Source organism: Aeromonas sp. AE23HZ002T15, from assembly GCF_054165525.2.
This window is the reverse complement of the sequence record NZ_CM201342.1, coordinates 4,345,185-4,364,346: the sequence shown is the minus strand read 5'-3', so window position 1 is coordinate 4,364,346 and position 19,162 is coordinate 4,345,185. Positions and strand designations below refer to the sequence as shown.

Here is a 19,162-nt window from a genome sequence, read left to right as displayed (position 1 = left end):
CAGCGCAAGACTAGCGGGTTTGATGAGTCAAAAAGGTGATCGAGAATAATAAAACTCGGTGAAGCCCGATGATTTCCCACAAAAAAAGGGCCCCGCAGGGCCCCTCTTCATCGCGGTCAGGCTCAGAGCTCGACCACGTCGAAACGCACGTCCGGGTTCACGTCGGCGTCGTAATCCACCTCGTCCAGACCGAAACCGAACAGGCGCAGGAACTCCTGCTTGTAGCCGGTGTAATCGGTGAGCTCGGACAGGTTCTCGGTGGTGATGGACGGCCAGAGATCGCGGCAGGTCTGCTGTACGTCGTCACGCAGCTCCCAGTCATCCATGCGGATGCGGGCCTGCTCGTCCAGGGCCAGATCGGCGCCATACAGGCGGGTGCGCATCATGCGATAGACCTGCTCCATGCAGCCCTCGTGGATGCCCTTCTCCTTCATGATCTTGAAGGCCATGGAGATGTAGAGCGGCATCACAGGGATGGCGCTGGAGGCCTGGGTCACCACGGATTTCAGCACGGCCACGTGGGCGGTACCGCCTTTGCCGGCCAGATCACCACGGATGGCTCTGGCGGCGCGGTCCAGGTCTTCCTTGGCGCGGCCCAGGGTGCCATGCCAGTAGATGGGCCAGGTCAGATCGGTGCCGATGTAGGAGTAGGCCACGGACTTGGCGCCGTCCGCCAGCACGCCCGCATCACGCAGGGCCGCCATCCACAGCTCCCAGTCCTGACCGCCCATGACGGTGATGGTGTTCGCGATCTCTTCCTCATTCGCCGGCTCGACGGTGGCGGTGATGATCTGATCCTTGTTGGTATCGATGGCGGTGGTGGTGTAGGTCTCGCCGATGGGCTTGAGAGCAGAGCGCACCACTTCGCCGGTATCCGGCAGCTTGCGCACCGGGGAGGCCAGGGAGTAGACCACCAGATCGATCTGACCGAGATCCTGCTTGATGAGATCGATCACGGTGTCGCGGCATTCGTTGGAGAAGGCATCGCCGTTGACACTCTTGGCGTAGAGGCCGGCTTCCTTGGCAGCCTTGTCAAAGGCGGCGGAGTTGTACCAACCGGCGGTGGCGGGCTTGGTCTCTGTGCCCGCTTTTTCGAAGAAGACGCCAATGGTGGCGGCGCCGGAGCCAAAGGCGGTGGCGATGCGGGAAGCCAGGCCATAACCGGTGGAGGCGCCGATCACCAGTACCTTCTTGGGACCATTCTCGATGGTTCCCTGTGCCTGGGTGTAGGCGATCTGGCGACGGACATTGGCCTCGCAGCCAACCGGGTGGGTGGTGGTGCAGATAAAGCCACGAACCTTGGGTTTGATGATCATGTGTTGTCTCTTATCCGTTTGATGGATGAAATCGGGGCATAAGATACCTCATCTTGCCGCGATTAGGTGCTCTGATGTGTTGAACCCGCGCAAAATAGGCGAATGGACTGTAGCCCGCCGCAAGAAATGAAGAGCCCTTCTGGATAAGACGATAGGCAAACGGGACCGGGTCTTCGATGGAACCGCCGGTGGAATGCTTGATCCCCTCCCAGCCATATCGGGATCGCGTAACCAGACAAGGGCTGCCATAGCGCCATGTTGGAGGCCCTGCACCATCGCCAGTGGCCCCCCTGGCATGGCGCTATATGGGTTCGAGAGAGGAAGGTGAGGCGTTATTTGATGCGTCTGCCGCTCTCGTCGACGACCCGCTCGCCATCTTCCTTGGTGAAGGCCCCTTGCTGCGGGGTCAGCAGGATATCCAGCACCACCTCCGACGGCCGGCAGAGCCGGGTGCCAAGCGGTGTCACGACGATGGGGCGGTTGATGAGGATGGGATGGGCCAGCATGGCATCGATCAACTCGTCATCGCTACGCGCCTCGGCCAGACCCAGCACCTCATAGGGCGGTACGTTCTTGCGCAACAGTGTACGCACCGACATGCCCATGGCGGCGATCAAGGCCAGCAGTTCGCTCCGTGACGGGGGGGTCTCCAGATAGTGGATGACATCGGGCTCGATACCCGCATTGCGGATCAGCGCCAGGGTATTGCGGGAGGTGCCGCACTCCGGGTTGTGATAGATGGTGATCGCACTCATGGCGGTCCTCTCTTGATTCAAGTGGATAAAACGGGTTACGAGCGGATGCCGGCTTCATACCAGGGCTTGCTGGCGTTGACGATGCGCACCACCACCAGCATGACGGGCACCTCGATCAGCACCCCGACGACGGTGGCCAGCGCCGCGCCGGAGTGGAAACCAAACAGGCTGATGGCGGCCGCCACCGCCAGCTCGAAGAAGTTGGAGGCTCCGATCAGCGCGGAGGGACAGGCGACCGAGTGCTTCTCCCCCACCCTGCGGTTCAGCCAGTAGGCCAGCCCCGAGTTGAACAACACCTGGATCAGGATAGGTACCGCCAGCAAGGCGATCACCATCGGCTGCTCTATGATGGCATTGCCCTGGAAGGCGAACAGCAGCACCAGGGTGAGCAGCAGGGCCGCCACCGACCAGGGTTGAATGTGCGCCATGGCGTTATCGAAGCTTGCCTGCCCCTTGCGCAGCAAGACGCTGCGCAGCACCTGGGCGAGGATGACCGGGATGACGATATAGAGCACCACAGAGGTGAGCAGGGTATCCCAGGGCACTACTATGCTGGAGACCCCGAGCAAGAGCGCCACCAGCGGGGCAAAGGCAAACACCATGATGAGGTCGTTCACCGCCACCTGGGAGAGGGTGAAGTAGGGATCACCGTGGGTGAGACGGCTCCATACAAATACCATGGCGGTGCAGGGGGCGGCGGCCAGCAGGATCAGACCCGCCACATAGCTGTCGAGCTGATCGGCCGGCAGCCAGTCCGCAAACAGGCCCCGGATAAACAACCAGCCGAGGAAGGCCATGGAGAAGGGCTTGACCAGCCAGTTGATGAAGAGGGTGACCCCGATCCCCTTCATGTGCCCCTTCACCTGATGGAGCGCGCCGAAGTCGATCTTGAGCAGCATGGGGATGATCATCACCCAGATGAGCAACCCCACCGGCAGGTTGACCCTGGCCACCTCCATGGCACCTATGGCCTTGAACAGTTCCGGCAGTCCCTGGCCGAGCCCTATGCCCACCAGGATACAGAGCGCCACCCAGGCGGTCAGGTAACGCTCGAAAAAGCCGATGGCCGGCGCGGCCTTCGCATCACATACAGCAGACATTTGAACTCCGGTAAGAACACGCTTGGTGAATGGGTTATGCCTTGGCGCAGCAGGATTGCGCGAGCTGGGTAGAGGGATCGATGCAGCCGATGCCGCAGGCCTCCGGGTGGCCGGCACAGCACTCCTCGGTGAGATAACCGATCAGCTCGACCATCAGGGAAATGTTCGCGCGATAACGCAAGAAGCGACCTTCCTGCGTGACCGACAACAGACCGGCATGCAGCATCGCCTTGAGGTGAAACGAGAGGGTATTGGCGGCGAGTTCCAGGCTGCTGGCCAGTTCCCCGGCCACCATGCCATCGGGCCCGGCCTTGGCCAGCAGGCGCCAGGCATCCAGCCGGATACCTGATGAGAGGGATTCGAATACCTTGGTGGCGGCTTCTCTGTTCATGATCTGTCTCCTGGAACAATCACTTCAACTATACAAGAATAGTTGAAGTGATGCCACACCCGCCAGCCCGACGACCGGTGATCCCTGGCGAGCCGATCCCCGGTGGCTCTCCGCGTGGCCCTCCGCAGAGGCCGAGAGGATGGTCATCTGAAACCTGAATGATTCAACACCACCCTTTTGCGTCGGAACGAGGGCGATTTGGGGTGGGATGAGCCGGGGAAACGACTATTGTTTCAAGTATCCGGTGATGCTGGCGCACAGTCTGCCCAGCCCCTGCCCGAGCGCAGGGTAAAGGTCCAAGGAGGGATCCATGTCACGCACTCTGGTCATCTGTTTCGTCAGCCTGCTCGCCCCGTCACTGGCCCAGGCCGCCGTTTACCAGTGCACCGTCAACGGCAACGTCACTTTCAGCGACATTCCCTGCGCCGGGAATGCCAAGCCCATGGATCTGCGCATCTACACCCCACCCGCCGAGGCGGTGACCCAGGCCAGCAAGCAGACAGAGGCGATTGAAAAGGATCTCGCCGCCAGCCAGAAGCAGCGCCAGCTGGCCGCCCTTCGCGCGGAGGCCGAGGCCAAGACCCTGAAGATGAACAGCGAGATCACCCGCTACAACGAACAGCTGACGGGCACCACAGGATCCCAAGCCGATGGGGCCGGCGAGAGACGCTCTGCCGCCGAGATCCAGGCCATGACCCGCCGCCACAAGAGCGAGATGGAAGCCCTTAACCAGCAGATAAAGACCCTGCAGCAACAGAAGTAGCACGCCCGCCGGGTCGGCCTTCGGGGCTGAGAATACGAAATAAACAGGGGAGCCAAGGCTCCCCCAACCCATCCCTCTTCCTCCCAACACTGTGTCTCGAAAGAGGCTTCTGCCACCCTGGCTGGCAACGCCAGCCCCCCGGCAAGCGAGCGAAGAGGCCGAACCGCCATTCGGGCAATGGTGAGGTACCCACCATAGTGTTATCCATGGACCAGACAGAAGCTGGCGCGGACCGGCCAAAAACGAGTTCATTTGAATACAGATGGGTGAAATTGCAGGATATAAACGAATTAATCCCAAATTAAACAGCGAAATACACAAAAGTTTCATTCACGGCATGTTCAGCTTTATCGGAGATTGCCGCTATTGTTAACAAGCTCAAGTAACCGTTATGACCCATTCAAGGATCTCATGGAGGAGTTCCCTATGTTCTGGAATCGCAAGGCAAACCAAGAAGCGAGTGAACAGGTGGCGAAGATGGCGGAGTTGAGCGCCTTCGAGCATGCCATCCAGTCCCAGGTCCCCTATATCCAGTTCACCCCGGCGGGCATAGTCACCTTCGTCAACGAGCTGTTCCTGCAGATAGTGGGATTCAGCCGCGAGGAGGTGATCGGCAAGCATCACAGCACCCTCTGCTTCCCCGAGGACGTCAAGCGCCCCGAGTATGAGAAGCTGTGGCAGGATCTGCGGGGCGGCGCGTTTCGCAGCGGTCGCTTCATCCGCCAGGCCAAATCGGGCAAGGCGGTGTGGCTGGAGGCGACCTACTTCCCCATCGTCGCCGAGGGGCGGGTCGTCCGGGTGGCCAAGGTGGCCTCCGACGTGACCCAGCAGCAGTCGTCCCTCGAACGCACCCAGGCCCTGCTGGCGGCGCTGGACAAGTCTCTCGCCGTCATCGACTTCCAGCCGGACGGCACCGTCATCACCGCCAACCAGAACTTCCTGCGCTGCTTCGGCTATAGGCTGGAGGAGGTGGTCGGCCAGCATCACCGCCTCTTCTGCGATCCCGAGTTTTACCAGAAGAACCCCAACTTCTGGCGGGATCTCGGCTCGGGAGACATCAAGTCCGGCCTCTTCATGCGCCTCGGTCATCGCGGCGAGAAGATCTGGCTGGAGGCGACCTACAACCCCATCTTCAACCACGAGGGCAAGGTGGTCAAAATCATCAAGCTGGCGAGCGACATCACCGAGCGGGTCGAGAAGTCCATCTCCACCCGGGAGGCGGCCCAGAAGGCCTGCACCATCGCCAGCGAGACGGTGGCCAGCGCGGCTCGCGGGCGCGAGGTGATCGACAAGGTGCTGGAGACCTCCCGCCACATCAACACCTCGGTGGGGGAAGTCAGCCAGCAGATAGAGCAGCTCAACCAGCAATCCCGCAGCATTGAATCCATCATCTCCACCATCAGCGGCATCGCGGATCAGACCAACCTGCTGGCCCTCAACGCCGCCATCGAGGCGGCCCGGGCCGGCGAGCAAGGGCGCGGCTTCGCGGTGGTGGCGGACGAGGTGCGGCAACTGGCGGCGCGCACCTCCAGCTCCACCAGCGAGATCGTCTCCGTCATCAAGCACAACTCGGACATCACCTCCCGCATCACCGCGACCGTCTCCATCGTCTCGGACAAGGCGGTGGCGGGGCAGGATCAGGCCAACATCATCTCCGGGGTCATCAAGGAGATCATCGAGGACGCCAACTCGGTCTCGGACACCGTCAAGAGCCTCTCCATCTAGGGCGCCAACCCATCAAGCAACACGGGGCCCCTGGCCCCGTGTTGTTTTGTCCAATGCCTCGGGTCAATCCTCCCCCGACAGATAGTGCCTGGCCTCCTCGTCGGCCTGCAGCAGGGCCACGTCCCACAGCTCGGCGATGCAGAGCCCCTCCTCCCCCACGGCCTCCTCCTCCAGCGCCTCCAGCGCCCGGGCGTCGGTCAGGGTGAAGGGGTGGTGGCCGAGCAGCGCCTGCGCCTTGGCCAATAACCTCATCTCGCTCATAAGCCTGCTCCTCGACAGTGTTTGCCCAGACTGTAGTCCATGCAGGGGCGTTCAAGGACCTGCGGTGGCAACCGGCTCCCGGGCGCGCCTCGCCGGCAACTGGCCCACGGCGATGCCGGCCAGCACGGCGGCGCAGGCAACCCATTGCAGGGGGCTGAGGGTTTCCCCCAGCAGCAGGTAGGCGAGCAGCAGGGTGAATACCGGAATGAGATTCACATAGGCCGCCGCCAGCGTCACCCTCACCTGAGTCACCGACCAGTTGTAGAGCAGGTAAGCTCCTAGGGTCACGAAAGCGCCGAGGAAGACGATGACCGCCATGTCCTGCCAGCCCCAGGCGCTTGGCCAGGGCGAGCTGAAGGCGAAGGGGGCGAAGAATAGGGTGCCGACGAAGGCCTGCAGCGCGGTGAGCGTCATCACCCCGTAACGGCTGGAGAGCTTCTTGAACACCACGGAATAAGTGGCGGCGCAGAGCATGGCGCCCATCTCCAGGCTGTTGCCAAGCAGGGCATTGGGCGCGAACTCATCCTCCCCCTCTCCCAATCCCAGCAGGGCGATGCCGAAGATGGCGATGCCAAAACCCAGCAGCTGACGCCGGCTCACCCGCTCCTTGAGCAGTACGAAGGCCACCAGGGCCACCATCAGGGGCAAGAGAGCGCACACCATGCCCGCCTGACCGGCGCTGGTGTAGCGCAGGGCGTTTACCTCCAGCAGGAAATAGAGGCAGGGTTCGAGCGCCCCCATCAGGGCCAGCCAGCGCCAGTCCCCCTTCCGATAGTGAAAGTTGTCGAGCTGGCGGTAACAGAGCAGCCAGCAACAGGCGGCCACCAGCATCCGCATGAACAGCACCTGGCCGAAGGACCAGACCTCCAGCACGTGCTTGAGGGCGATAAAGGAGCTGGACCAGAGCAACATCGCCAGGGTCAGGGTAAAGATCGGTAAGGGGCGCACCACTTCCTCCATGAATATTGGCCATTCGAATAATAACCATGCCGCCTTGCGGTTGTTTAAAGGCACCTAAAATCAGATAATACGGCCGCCTTCATACCGGATACCCCATCGTCAATGACTGAGTACCTGCTTTTACTGGTCGGCACCGTGCTGATCAACAACTTCGTGCTGGTGAAGTTTCTCGGCCTCTGCCCCTTCATGGGGGTCTCTGGCAAGCTGGAAACCGCCATCGGCATGGGACTGGCCACCACCTTCGTGATGACGCTGGCCAGCGCCTGCTCCTATCTGATGGAGCACTATATCCTGATCCCGCTGAATATCGCCTATCTGCGCACCCTGGGCTTCATCCTGGTGATCGCCGTGGTGGTGCAGTTCACCGAGATGGTGATCCGCAAGAGCAGCCCGACCCTCTATCGCCTGCTCGGCATCTTCCTGCCCCTCATCACCACCAACTGCGCCGTGCTCGGCGTGGCCCTGCTCAGCATCAACGAGCACCACAACTTCATGCAGAGCATCATCTACGGCTTCGGCGCCGCCTGCGGTTTCTCCCTGGTGTTGATCCTGTTCGCCGCCATGCGTGAGCGCCTGGTCGCCGCCGACGTGCCGGCCCCATTTCGCGGCGTCTCCATCGCCATGGTCACCGCCGGCCTGATGTCGCTTGCCTTCATGGGCTTTACCGGCCTCATCAAGATATAGCGCTATGACTCATATACTCTTTGCCATTCTGGTGCTGGCCCTGCTGGCCCTGGCCTTCGGCATCATCCTGGGCTTCGCCGCCGTCAAGTTTCATGTGGAAGCCGATCCCATCGTCGATCAGCTCGACGCCCTGCTGCCCCAGACCCAGTGCGGCCAGTGTGGCTATCCGGGCTGCAAACCCTATGCAGAGGCGCTGGCGAACGGCGATCAGATCAACAAGTGCGTGCCCGGTGGCGATGCCACCATGCGCAAGATTGCCGACCTCATGGGGGTCGAACCCCTGCCCCTTGGGGGGGGTGACGAGGCCGCCGTGCCCGTCAAGAAGGTCGCCTTCATCCATGAGGACATGTGCATCGGTTGCACCAAGTGCATCCAGGCCTGCCCGGTCGACGCCATCCTGGGTGCCACCAAGGCGATGCACACCGTCATCGCCAACGAGTGCACGGGTTGCGATCTCTGCGTTGACCCCTGCCCGACCGACTGTATCGAAATGATCCCGGTTCCGACCACGGTCGATAACTGGAAATGGGATCTGGCCAAGGTCACCATTCCGGTCAAGATAGTGGAGTAACCATGCATTCCTTGCTCGAGCGTATCAAAGCCGGCTCCCTCTGGGATTTTCACGGCGGCATCCATCCTCCCGAGAACAAGCACCAGTCCAGCCTGACCCCTGTGGTGCAGGCGGGTCTGCCCCCCCAGCTCATCATACCGGTGCGCCAGCACGCGGGCCCCGCCGGCGATCTGCTGGTCCAGGTGGGGGACAGGGTCAAGAAGGGCCAGCCCCTGACCCGCTATGACAAGGGCCGCATCGTGCCGGTGCACGCCTCCACCTCGGGCACTGTCACCGCCATCGAGCCCCATACCGTGGCGCACCCCTCGGGGCTTGACGATCTCTGCGTGCTGCTTACCCCGGATGGTGAGGACGCCTGGGGACCGCGCGACGGCCGCGCCGATTACTGGAATCTCGAGCGGGGCGAGCTGCTCGAGCGCATCCAGCAGGCTGGCATCGCGGGCCTCGGCGGCGCCGTCTTCCCGACCCACAGCAAGCTCGACGGCCGCGGCCAGCTCACCGAGATCCTGATCGTCAACGGCCTGGAGTGCGAGCCCTACATCACCACGGATGACAGGTTGATGCAGGAGTATGCGGACGAGATCCTGGACGGTATCCGGGTGCTCAAGCATCTGCTCAAGCCAAAACTCACCCTGATCGGGGTGGAAGACAACAAGCCCGCCGCCATCGCCGCATTGACCGCCCATGCCACAGACGAGGACGTGCTGGTCAAGTCGGTGCCCACCAAGTACCCATCCGGCGGTGCCAAGCAGACCATAGAGCTGCTCACCGGTCGTCAGGTGCCCAAGGGAGGGCGGGCGGTGGACATGGGCATCATGGTGCTCAACGTCGCCACCGTCTTCGCCATCAAGCGCGCCATCATCGACGGCGAGCCCCTGATCGAGCGCATCGTCACCCTCACCGGCGATGCCTTCAAGAAACCGGGCAACGCCTGGGTGCGCCTCGGCACCCCGGTACGCTGGCTGCTGCAACGCTTCGAGCTGCAGCCGGAGGCGGATCAGCGGGTCATCATGGGGGGACCCATGATGGGCTTCACCCTGCCCCACGCCATGGTTCCCGTGGTCAAGGCCACCAACTGCCTGCTCTCCCCGACCCGGGCCGAATTGCCGCCCCCCGGTCCGGAACAGGCCTGCATCCGTTGCAGCGCCTGCGCCGACGCCTGTCCCGCCAACCTGCTACCCCAGGAGCTCTACTGGTACAGTAGGGTCAAGGAGTATGACAAGGCCGAGGGGCTCAACCTGTTCGACTGTATCGAGTGTGGCGCCTGCGCCTGGGTTTGCCCGAGCGAGATCCCCCTGGTGCAGTACTACAAGATTGCCAAGGACGACATCCGCGAGACCCGTGCCGAGCACGAGAAGGCCGAGCGCGCCAAGCAGCGCTTCGAGGCCAAGCAGGCTCGCTTCGAGCGGGACAAGGCCGCCCGAGAGGCACGCCACGCCGAGGCGGCCGCCCAGCGCCGTCAGGCCATGACCAAGGCCGGCGGTGAAGACCCGGTCGCCGCCGCCCTGGCTCGTCTCAAGGCCAAGCAGGAGGCGGCCGGCGCCGCCGCCCCATCGGATCTCCGACCGGACAATGCTGACATGGCAGCGGCCCGGGAGGCACGCAAGCAGGAGGCGCTAGCCCGCCGCGCCGCCAAGGCTGCCGAAGCGGCAGAGGTCGTGACCGTGGAAGCCCAGCAAGACGCCGCCGAGGTCGATCCCAAAAAGGCCGCCATCGCCGCCGCCCTGGCCCGTGCCAAAGCCAAGAAGGCTGCCCAGGCGACGGAGGCCGAGACGGCAAGCGCAGAGATAGCGCCCGCGGCGGATGCATCCGCCCCCGAGCTCGATCCCAAGAAGGCAGCCATCGCCGCCGCCATCGCTCGCGCCAAGGCCAAGAAGGCGGCCCAGGCTGCGGAGACGGAGGCCGATACGGTAAGCGCTGAGATAGCGCCCACAGCGGATACCCCTGCCCCCGAGGTCGATCCCAAGAAGGCAGCCATCGCCGCCGCCATCGCCCGCGCCAAGGCCAAGAAGGCGGCCCAGGCTGCGGAGACGGAGGCCGAGACGGCAAGCGCAGAGATAGCGCCCTCGGCGGATACCCCCGCCCCCGAGGTCGATCCCAAGAAGGCGGCCATCGCGGCCGCCATCGCTCGCGCCAAGGCCAAAAAATTGGCGGCCCAGGCTGCCGCTCAGGGCCAGCCCGAGTCAGACCCACTTTCAGACAAGAGCCATTGATCCATGTTCAATATCGCGACTGCGCCCTTTGCCCATAACCGCAAGCAGACCCAGACCCTGATGTTGCTGGTGATCCTGGCCTGCCTGCCCGGCTTCCTGGCGCAAACCTGGTTCTTCGGCTGGGGCACCCTGGTCCAGATCCTGCTCGCGCTGGTGACGGCGCTGGCCTCTGAGGCCCTGGTGCTGAGACTACGTGGTCGTCCCGTCAAGCCGGCCCTGCTGGACGGCAGCGCGGCCCTCACCGCCGTGCTGATCGGACTCTCCCTGCCTCCCCTGCTGCCCTGGTGGATGCTGGTGCTGGCCACGGCCTTTGCCATCATCATCGCCAAGCACCTCTATGGCGGTCTCGGCCAGAACCTGTTCAACCCGGCCATGGTGGCCTATGTGCTGCTGCTGGTCTCCTTCCCGGTCCAGATGACCAGCTGGCTGCCACCGTCCAGCATCGCCGCCTATGACATCGGCTTCGGGGATGCGGTCTCGGTGATCTTCACCGGCTTCAGCCTCGACGGCTACAGCATGATGCAGCTCAAGCAGGGGGTGGACGGCCTGACCATGGCGACCCCCCTCGACACCTTCAAGACGGGGCTGACCCAGGGGCTCACGGCCACCGAGGTGATGACCCACAAGGTCTTCGAGGGCTGGGGTGGCATCGGCTGGAGCTGGGTCAACCTCGGCTATCTGCTGGGGGGCCTGTTCCTGCTGCAGCAGAAGGTGATCAACTGGCGCATCCCGGTAGCCGTGCTGGGGGCCCTGCTGCTCTCGGCCACCCTGGGCTATCTGGCGACCCCGGACGCCACCGCCACCCCCATGCTGCATCTGTTCAGCGGCGCGACCATGCTGGGGGCCTTCTTCATCGCCACGGATCCGGTGAGCGCCAGCACCACGGCGAGGGGCCGCCTTATCTATGGGGCCATGATAGGGGCCCTGGTCTACCTAATTCGTCGCTTCGGCGGCTACCCGGATGCCTTCGCCTTCGCGGTCTTGCTCGCCAACCTGTGCGTGCCCCTCATCGACAGCCTGACTCGGCCCAAGGTCTACGGAGCGCGCCGCAAATGATCCAACGTCTTCTCTCTCCAACCCGTGCCCAGGGGGCTTTCTCATGTTAAAGAGCATGCGCAAGAACGGTGTCACCCTGGCCCTGTTCGCCCTCGCCTGCACCGCCATGGTGGTGCTGACCAACGAGCTCACCAAGGATCGCATCGCCCACCAGCAACAGCTCGACAAGCTGCGCATCCTCTCGGCCCTGCTGCCGGAGGGGAGCTATGACAACGATCTGGTGGCCAGTTGCAAGCTCGTCACCAGCCGGGAATACCTCGGCAGCGATCAGCCCATGCCCCTCTACAGCGCGACGCTCAAGGGTGAGCCCTCCGGCTATGCGCTCGAGACCATAGCCCCCGACGGCTACAGCGGCGCCATTCGTATGGTGGTCGGCACGGATGCCAAGGGCGCCGTCAGCGCGGTGCGGGTGCTGGCCCACAAGGAGACCCCGGGCCTTGGGGACAAGATCGAGCTGAAAAAATCCAACTGGATCGACAGCTTCGTCGGCCGTACCCTCAATGCAGACAACGACGCGACCTGGGCGGTGAAGAAGGACGGGGGCGAGTTCGATGCCTTCACCGGCGCCACCATCACGCCCCGCGCCGTGGTCAAGGCGGTGAAGAACCTGCTGCGCCTGCAACAGGAACACCCCGAGATACTGCGGGATGCCCCCTCCTGCGACGCAGCCCCATGATGCCGGAGCCAACCATGCAAGAGACAATGCAAGAGTCCATGGAACAGGTGGACGTGATCGACACGGCTCCCCCGGCCGAGGGCAATGCCCGCCGCGAGGAGCTCAAGGAGCTGATGCTGCAGGGGCTGTGGAAGAACAACCCCTCCCTGGTGCAGGTCTTGGGGCTCTGCCCGACCCTCGCGGTCTCCTCCACCTTCACCAATGCCCTGGGTCTGGGGTTGGCGACCCTGGTGGTGCTGGTGAGTTCCAACCTCGCCGTCTCCCTGGTGCGCAACCTGGTGCCCAAGGATATCCGCATCCCCATCTACGTGATGATCATCGCCGCCCTGGTGACCAGCGTGCAGCTCTTGATGAACGCCTACACCTATGGCCTCTACCAGTCCCTCGGCATCTTCATCGCGCTCATCGTCACCAACTGCGTCATCATAGGCCGGGCCGAGGCCTACGCCTCCAAGAACCCGCCCCTGCTGGCGGCGATCGATGGTTTCATGATGGGACTCGGCTTCACGCTGGTGCTGCTGGTGCTGGGGGGTCTGCGGGAGATCATCGGCATGGGCACCCTGTTCGACGGCGCCGATCTGCTGCTGGGGGACTGGGCCAAGTCCCTGCGCATCGAGCTGTTCCACGCCGATGCCAGCCTGCTGCTGGCCATCCTGCCACCCGGGGGCTTCATCGGGCTGGGGCTGCTCATCGCCGCCAAGAATGCCATCAACGATCGCCTGGGCCGCAAGCAGGCCGCCGACAAGGCCCACTGCGCCGTGCCCGCCCCCGGCGCCCGTGCCACTCAGCTCTAGGGCTTTGCCCGCGCTAGCGTAGAGTGCCAAGACAGACACAGAGAATCGATGAATAACCAAAAACGCAGAGAAATTCTGGAGCGGCTGCGGGAGCACAACCCGCACCCCACCACCGAGCTTCATTTCGACTCGCCCTTCGAGCTGCTGATCGCCGTCCTGCTGTCGGCCCAGGCCACCGATGTGAGCGTCAACAAGGCCACCGCCCTGCTCTATCCGGTGGCCAATACCCCGGCCGCCATGCTGGCCCTCGGGGTGGACGGGGTGAAGCAGTACATCAAGACCATTGGCCTGTTCAACACCAAGGCCGAGAACGTCATCAAGACCTGCGCCATCCTGCTGGAGCGCCACGGTGGCGAGGTACCGGAGGATCGCGAGGCGCTGGAAGCCCTGCCGGGTGTGGGTCGCAAGACCGCCAACGTGGTGCTCAACACCGCCTTCGGCTGGCCCACCATCGCCGTCGACACCCACATCTTCCGGGTATCGAATCGCACCGGCTTCGCGGTAGGCAAGAACGTGGATCAGGTGGAGGAGAAACTGCTCAAGGTGGTCCCCGCCGAGTTCAAACTGGATGTGCACCACTGGCTGATCCTGCACGGGCGCTACACCTGCCTGGCGCGCAAGCCTCGCTGCGGCTCCTGCATCATCGAAGACCTGTGCGAGTACAAAGAAAAAGTCTATCCGGAGAGCTAGGTATCGAGGCATATGCATCTACCTCGTCTTTTCACGACATTTTATCTCATAGAATGAATAGCAATCAGTACAAACAACCAACCTGGAGAGGCAAGCAATGAGAATTCTGCACACCATGCTGCGCGTCGGCGATCTGCAACGCTCCATCGACTTCTACACCCGGGTGCTCGGCATGAAGCTGCTGCGCAAGAGCGAGAACAGCGAGTACAAGTACACCCTGGCCTTCGTCGGCTACGGCGACGAGAAGGATGAAGCCGTCATCGAGCTGACCTACAACTGGGGCGTCAGCGAGTACGAGCTGGGCTCCGCCTACGGCCACGTCGCCCTGGAAGCGGACGACATCTATGGCACCTGCGAGGCCCTGCGTGCCGCCGGCGCCAAGATCACCCGCGAGCCGGGTCCGGTCAAGGGTGGCACTACCGTCATCGCCTTCGTGGAAGATCCGGACGGTTACAAGATTGAACTGATCGCCAAGAAGGATGCGGGTGCTGGCCTCGGCCATAGCGTCTGATCCGACTGCTTGCGAGCAATAAAAAACGGGGCCCATGGCCCCGTTTTTTATCTGCCTTGCTCCCCGGTGCGCCCTGCATCTGGGCGCACCGCGTCTCGGCAACCTCGGCCAGGCATCAGGCCAGGCGGAAGCGCCCTATGGTCTGACGCAGACCGGCCGCCAGCTGGCTCAGCTCCAGGCAGGCCCGGGCGGTATGATCCGCGCCACTGGCCACCTCGTTGGAGGATTCGTTGATCCGCTCCACGTTGCGGCCGAGCTCGTCGGAGACCGCATCCTGCTCACCGCAGGCGCTGGCGATCTGGATGGCCATGTCGGCGATCTGCCCCACCGCCACCTCGATCTGCTGGATGCCGGTGCTGGTCTGCTCGCTCTGGTTCACGCACTGGCGGATCATCTCGCAGCTCTGGCCGGTCACCTCTTTCGCCTGGTTGGCGCGGGCCTGCAGGGTCTCGATGATGGAGACTATCTCGCCGGTAGAGGCCTGGGTGCGGCCCGCCAGGGTACGCACCTCGTCGGCCACCACCGCAAAACCTCGGCCCTGCTCACCGGCCCGGGCCGCCTCGATGGCGGCGTTCAGCGCCAGCAGGTTGGTCTGATCGGCGATGCCGCGAATGACGTCCACCACCACGTTGATCTGGGCGGACTCCCGCTCCAGCTCGGCCACCAGAGAGCCGGCCTGCTCCATCTCCTCGGCCACCCGTGTGATGGCCACCAGGGCCCCCTGCACCTCCTGATTGCCCTGTCTGGCCAGGGCATTGGCGGAGCTGGCGGACTCTGACGCCACCTCGGTATTGCCCGCCACGTCGGCGACCGTGGCCTTCATCTGGGCCATGGCGGTCGCCACCATGGCGATCTCCTGCTGCTGGCTCTGGATCCCTTGCGCCGACTGCTCGGAGACGGTGCTCACCTCCTCGATGGCGGCGCCGAGCTGGGTCACGGCGGCCACCACTTCTTCAATCAAGCCGCGCAGGTTGTCCTGCATCTTGAGGGAGGCCTTGGCCAGCATGCCGAGTTCGTCCTGGCCAATGTGCTGGCGATCCAGCTGATGGGTGAGATCGCCGGCGGCGATGGCATTGGCCTGGGCCACCACGGCGTGCAGTGGCAGGCAGATCTGGCGGGTCAGGAACCAGGTCATGAACCCCATGAACAGCAGCAGGGCGCCGATGCTCAGGGTGGCGGAGGTGGTCACCATGTTGACGCTGCCGAGCAGGCTGCCCCGGTTCTCCTGCACGAAGCCGAGGTTCACGTCCACCAGGCCATTGACCGAGCGCTCCAGCTCCGTGTAGGCGGCATTGGACTGGAACAGCGCCACCTTGGCCTCTGCCATGGCCCCCCGGGCCAGCAAGTTGTCGATCTGGTTGACCTGGCTCAGGTACTGCAGCCAGTGCTGCTTGGCGCGGTTGAACACCTGGCGCTCATTGTCTGCCCCCACCGTCGCCTCGTAGGCGCTCAGGGCGCGCTCGACCTTGCCGATGCTCTCCTGAATGCGGCCACGGCGGGCCTGCAGATCCGCCGCGTCGTCGATCATCAGCAGGGCGAACTGGGCGCGGCGCACATAGGAGACGTCATAGAGCAGGTTCTCCACCGAGATGACGCTGGGCAGGGTGGAATCGGTGAAGTTCAGAACCCGATCCTTGATGCCGCGCAGTTCGCTCGCGAGAAAGAGACCGAATATCACATTGATGGCGGCAATGACCGCGAAGACCACGGCAATCTTCTTGCCGATGGAGAGATTTTTATAAGACATCTTGGTTGGTGATCCTCGACTGCTGACAAAGCAGGTGCACTGTGGCGATCACGTCCCTGTAAACGATGGCCCGAAACGTCCTGACGGGAGATAAAAAAGCGCGAGCGACAAGGGAAGCGGCCGTTCGCAGGGGGCGCACCTTATCACAAGACCCCCATGACCCTCATCGCCTTTCGTCGCAGCAGGCCGAATTCACTCGGCCCCTGCGCCCGTCACAGCATCGACCATCAGTCGCCAAACTTGAGCCGATTGTCACAATCGCCCCGCCGCCGTGGACAAAGTGAGCGGCCGGCGATGTAATGGAAGCCTCGTTTCTGCCATCGTCTCAAGGTCTCGTCCATGGATAACGCATCCCCTCTTTCCCTCTCCTGGAGCGCCCAACTGCGCGATCAGATCCAGGCCCGTCCCCTCACCGCCCTCGGCCTGCTCATCGCCCTGGTGGCCGTCCTGCTGCTCCTGCTGCAGAGCCTCGTCATGCTGCTGGCGGGGGACATCAGCCCCGGGGCCCGCTATGGCCTCATCGGCGGGGTCGCCGGGTTTGCCGCAACGGCCCTAGGGGCCCTGCCGGCCCTGTTTCTACGCTCGGTGCCCCAGCGGGTGGAGGATGGCATGCTGGGCTTTGCCGCCGGCATGATGTTGGCCGCCAGCGCCTTCTCCCTGTTGCTGCCAGGACTCGAAGCCGCCGAGGGGATCACGGGAGACGGTTTTCTCGCCGCCGCCGTGGTAGTGACCGGCATGACCCTCGGCGTTTTGCTGATGCTGGGGCTGGATCAGTTCACTCCCCACGAACACGACAAGACGGGCCCCTGCGGTCCCGGCCACGAGAGCTGCTCCCGGGTCTGGTTGTTCGTGTTCGCCATCGCGCTACACAACCTGCCGGAGGGCATGGCCATCGGGGTCAGCTTCTCTCAGGGTGACATGGCGGTCGGCCTGCCGCTCACCACAGCCATCGCCCTGCAGGACATTCCGGAAGGCTTGGCGGTGGCGCTCGCCATGTGCGCCGCCGGTTTTCGTCCCTCCCTGGCCGTGCTGGTGGCCATCGGCAGCGGCCTGCTCGAACCCCTGGGTGCCCTGCTCGGGGTGGGGCTTGCCAGCGGCATGGCCATCGCCTACCCCATTGGCCTGGGGCTCGCCGCCGGCGCCATGTTGTTCGTGGTCTCCCACGAGGTGATCCCGGAGACCCACCGCAACGGTCACCAGACCTATGCCACCCTGGGGCTGATGGCAGGCTTTGCCCTGATGATGACCCTGGATACCGCGCTGGGTTGATAAGGCGCTGATAACTAACCTAATATCTAGCCACCACACAGCCCCCATGCCCGGGGGCTGTGACTTTCCAGGGAGTGGATGGGATGAGGGTCAGGATGGCCGGGCTGCTGTGCCTGCTGCTGATGGGTAGCGGGGCCGGTGCCACCGAAGATTACCACACCGCGGCCCAGCCCGATTCGGCCCCCAAGTATCAGACCCTATCCGATGGGCGGATCGGCGGCATCTGCGTCGACCTGTTTCGGCTGATGGAGCGGGAACAACCCGCCCTGCGCATCCTGGGGGATCAGGCCTTTCTCCCCCTGCGGCGGCTGGAGAAGAAGGTGCTCCACGGCCAGCTGGATTTCATCTGCGGCGTGGGGGACAGCCCGGCGCGGCGCAACAACTTCATCTACATCACCCCCTCCATCTTCACGGTTCGCTACCACCTGGCGGTGCGCCGGGACGATGCCGTCGAGATCCGGGGCTGGGAGGATGTGCGGGCACTGGGTCGGGAGGGGGTGATCCTCATCAATCACGGCAGCGGTGCCATCGCGCGGTTGCAGGCCATCGGCGGCCTGCTCGTCGACAGCGGCGGGATCAACAGTGAGGCCAATTACGACAAGCTGCTGATGAAGCGGGGACGTTTCTTCTATTACCGCTCCCCGGGTTTTGAAGCCGACCTTCGCCAGCACCGGCTGGATGACCAGATCCGCCTGCTCCCCAGAGTGATGGAAGAGACCCCCTTCTACATCTTGTTCCACCGGCAGACCACCCCCGAGCGGCTCAAGCTGTTTGGCGACACCCTGCAACGGCTCGCCAGCCGGGGAGAACTGGCGACCCTGGCCGGGCGCTACGATTGATTTTTCCGCAATCATCCCATGGCGCCGCACAATGCTCGGCGCCATCGACAACATTTGTTATCATCCGCGCCAGGCAAGACGGCCCCGGAGCCGTCCATCGTCGTGAAGACACGAGACAAACGAGGTAGATGATGAAAGTAGGTATTATCGGCGCCATGGAGCAGGAAGTCGCCCTGCTGCGCAGTCAGCTCAGCGAACCCCGCACCCTGCAACTGGGTGGCTGCGAGTTCTATCAGGGGCGGCTCGCCGGTAAAGAGGTGATCCTGACCCGCTCCGGCATCGGCAAGGTCGCCGCCAGCGTGGCCACCAGCCTGCTGCTGGAGAAGTTTGCCCCGGATTGCGTCATCAATACCGGCTCCGCCGGCGGCTTCGACCAGGAGCTGCACATCGGCGATGTGGTGATCGCGAGCGAGATGCGCTTCCACGATGTGGATGTGACCGCCTTCGGCTACGAGATGGGTCAGATGGCCCAGCAGCCCGCCGCCTTCCCCTGCGACGAGAAGCTTATCGTGCTGGCCGAGTCCTGCATCGGCGAGCAAGGCAAGCACCAGACCAAGGTCGGCCTCATCTGCACCGGCGATCAGTTTATGTGCAAGCCGGAGGCCATCGCCAAGGCTCGCGCCGACTTCCCCCAGATGTTGGCGGTGGAGATGGAAGGGGCCGCCATCGGCCAGGTGTGCCACATGTTCAAGGTGCCCTACCTGGTGGTGCGCGCCATGTCTGACATCGCCGGCAAGGAGCAGGTGGAATCCTTCGATGCCTTCATCGAAGTGGCGGGTCAGCACTCCGCCGAGATGATCATCGCGCTGCTCGGCAAGCTGTGATCGACACCACCCTCTGG

At 63.5% G+C, this 19,162-nt stretch carries 20 protein-coding genes and 1 pseudogene; 14 read left to right on the top strand and 7 right to left on the bottom strand.

The window, feature by feature from the left end; translation table 11 throughout:
- Window positions 1–122: 122 nt before the first annotated feature.
- The 4 genes from fabV to ACT5M9_RS20410 all read right to left on the bottom strand — a co-directional run bounded on the left by fabV (window position 123) and on the right by ACT5M9_RS20410 (window position 3,562).
- Entirely contained in the window at window positions 123–1,316 is a 1,194-nt protein-coding gene (gene fabV, locus ACT5M9_RS20425) for an enoyl-ACP reductase FabV (protein ID WP_457979289.1), read from the bottom strand.
- 332 nt (window positions 1,317–1,648) lie between these two features.
- Window positions 1,649–2,071, bottom strand: a complete 423-nt coding sequence (gene arsC, locus ACT5M9_RS20420; RefSeq protein WP_457979291.1) for an arsenate reductase (glutaredoxin) — start codon at window positions 2,069–2,071, stop codon at window positions 1,649–1,651.
- Window positions 2,072–2,106: 35 nt separating this feature from the next.
- Window positions 2,107–3,171, bottom strand: a complete 1,065-nt coding sequence (arsB, locus tag ACT5M9_RS20415) for an ACR3 family arsenite efflux transporter (RefSeq protein ID WP_457979293.1) — start codon at window positions 3,169–3,171, stop codon at window positions 2,107–2,109.
- Between the two features lie 34 nt (window positions 3,172–3,205).
- The gene (locus ACT5M9_RS20410; RefSeq protein ID WP_457979295.1) at window positions 3,206–3,562 is read right to left on the bottom strand and encodes an ArsR/SmtB family transcription factor; all 357 of its coding nucleotides are present in this window, start codon (window positions 3,560–3,562) and stop codon (window positions 3,206–3,208) included.
- Between the two features lie 310 nt (window positions 3,563–3,872).
- On the opposite strand from ACT5M9_RS20410, the gene ACT5M9_RS20405 reads away from it, so the two are divergent.
- The 3 genes and pseudogenes from ACT5M9_RS20405 to ACT5M9_RS20395 all read left to right on the top strand — a co-directional run bounded on the left by ACT5M9_RS20405 (window position 3,873) and on the right by ACT5M9_RS20395 (window position 6,050).
- Complete coding sequence (locus ACT5M9_RS20405) at window positions 3,873–4,325, top strand: DUF4124 domain-containing protein (protein ID WP_457979297.1); 453 nt, start codon at window positions 3,873–3,875, stop codon at window positions 4,323–4,325.
- A gap of 411 nt (window positions 4,326–4,736) precedes the next feature.
- Window positions 4,737–5,510, top strand: a pseudogene (locus ACT5M9_RS20400) (PAS domain-containing protein); the annotation flags it as partial.
- Window positions 5,511–5,579: 69 nt separating this feature from the next.
- Window positions 5,580–6,050, top strand: coding sequence for a methyl-accepting chemotaxis protein (locus ACT5M9_RS20395; RefSeq protein WP_520395679.1), 471 nt, complete (start codon window positions 5,580–5,582; stop codon window positions 6,048–6,050).
- A gap of 63 nt (window positions 6,051–6,113) precedes the next feature.
- Here ACT5M9_RS20395 and ACT5M9_RS20390 read toward each other — a convergent pair whose 3' ends face one another.
- A complete protein-coding gene (locus tag ACT5M9_RS20390; RefSeq protein ID WP_457979299.1) occupies window positions 6,114–6,311 on the bottom strand; it encodes a hypothetical protein in 198 nt (65 codons plus the stop codon).
- Between the two features lie 51 nt (window positions 6,312–6,362).
- Window positions 6,363–7,259, bottom strand: a complete 897-nt coding sequence (locus tag ACT5M9_RS20385; protein WP_457979300.1) for a DMT family transporter — start codon at window positions 7,257–7,259, stop codon at window positions 6,363–6,365.
- A 114-nt stretch (window positions 7,260–7,373) separates the two neighbouring features.
- Here ACT5M9_RS20385 and rsxA point away from each other — a divergent pair, with 114 nt between their 5' ends.
- The 8 genes from rsxA to gloA all read left to right on the top strand — a co-directional run bounded on the left by rsxA (window position 7,374) and on the right by gloA (window position 14,466).
- Window positions 7,374–7,955 (top strand): electron transport complex subunit RsxA, encoded by a 582-nt coding sequence (rsxA, locus tag ACT5M9_RS20380; RefSeq protein ID WP_349921806.1) that lies wholly within the window; start codon window positions 7,374–7,376, stop codon window positions 7,953–7,955.
- 4 nt (window positions 7,956–7,959) lie between these two features.
- Window positions 7,960–8,526 (top strand): electron transport complex subunit RsxB, encoded by a 567-nt coding sequence (gene rsxB / locus ACT5M9_RS20375; RefSeq protein ID WP_438549682.1) that lies wholly within the window; start codon window positions 7,960–7,962, stop codon window positions 8,524–8,526.
- Between the two features lie 2 nt (window positions 8,527–8,528).
- On the top strand, window positions 8,529–10,739 hold the full coding sequence (gene rsxC / locus ACT5M9_RS20370; RefSeq protein ID WP_457979303.1) for an electron transport complex subunit RsxC: 2,211 nt from the start codon (window positions 8,529–8,531) through the stop codon (window positions 10,737–10,739).
- A 3-nt stretch (window positions 10,740–10,742) separates the two neighbouring features.
- Window positions 10,743–11,795, top strand: a complete 1,053-nt coding sequence (gene rsxD / locus ACT5M9_RS20365) for an electron transport complex subunit RsxD (protein WP_438549684.1) — start codon at window positions 10,743–10,745, stop codon at window positions 11,793–11,795.
- 43 nt (window positions 11,796–11,838) lie between these two features.
- Complete coding sequence (gene rsxG / locus ACT5M9_RS20360; protein WP_438549685.1) at window positions 11,839–12,471, top strand: electron transport complex subunit RsxG; 633 nt, start codon at window positions 11,839–11,841, stop codon at window positions 12,469–12,471.
- A 38-nt stretch (window positions 12,472–12,509) separates the two neighbouring features.
- Window positions 12,510–13,265, top strand: coding sequence for an electron transport complex subunit E (gene rsxE, locus ACT5M9_RS20355; RefSeq protein ID WP_457980587.1), 756 nt, complete (start codon window positions 12,510–12,512; stop codon window positions 13,263–13,265).
- A 48-nt stretch (window positions 13,266–13,313) separates the two neighbouring features.
- Window positions 13,314–13,955: an endonuclease III gene (nth, locus tag ACT5M9_RS20350; protein WP_438549686.1), complete on the top strand. Its 642-nt coding sequence runs from the start codon at window positions 13,314–13,316 to the stop codon at window positions 13,953–13,955.
- A gap of 97 nt (window positions 13,956–14,052) precedes the next feature.
- Window positions 14,053–14,466 (top strand): lactoylglutathione lyase, encoded by a 414-nt coding sequence (gene gloA, locus ACT5M9_RS20345; RefSeq protein WP_457979305.1) that lies wholly within the window; start codon window positions 14,053–14,055, stop codon window positions 14,464–14,466.
- A gap of 115 nt (window positions 14,467–14,581) precedes the next feature.
- Here gloA and ACT5M9_RS20340 read toward each other — a convergent pair whose 3' ends face one another.
- A complete protein-coding gene (locus ACT5M9_RS20340) occupies window positions 14,582–16,213 on the bottom strand; it encodes a methyl-accepting chemotaxis protein (protein WP_457979307.1) in 1,632 nt (543 codons plus the stop codon).
- Window positions 16,214–16,552: 339 nt separating this feature from the next.
- Between ACT5M9_RS20340 and ACT5M9_RS20335 the strand changes: the two genes are divergently transcribed.
- The 3 genes from ACT5M9_RS20335 to mtnN all read left to right on the top strand — a co-directional run bounded on the left by ACT5M9_RS20335 (window position 16,553) and on the right by mtnN (window position 19,145).
- Window positions 16,553–17,482: a ZIP family metal transporter gene (locus ACT5M9_RS20335; RefSeq protein ID WP_457979309.1), complete on the top strand. Its 930-nt coding sequence runs from the start codon at window positions 16,553–16,555 to the stop codon at window positions 17,480–17,482.
- An 83-nt stretch (window positions 17,483–17,565) separates the two neighbouring features.
- Window positions 17,566–18,321, top strand: coding sequence for a substrate-binding periplasmic protein (locus ACT5M9_RS20330; protein WP_457979310.1), 756 nt, complete (start codon window positions 17,566–17,568; stop codon window positions 18,319–18,321).
- Between the two features lie 131 nt (window positions 18,322–18,452).
- Window positions 18,453–19,145, top strand: a complete 693-nt coding sequence (mtnN, locus tag ACT5M9_RS20325; protein ID WP_457979312.1) for a 5'-methylthioadenosine/S-adenosylhomocysteine nucleosidase — start codon at window positions 18,453–18,455, stop codon at window positions 19,143–19,145.
- Window positions 19,146–19,162 lie beyond the last annotated feature (17 nt).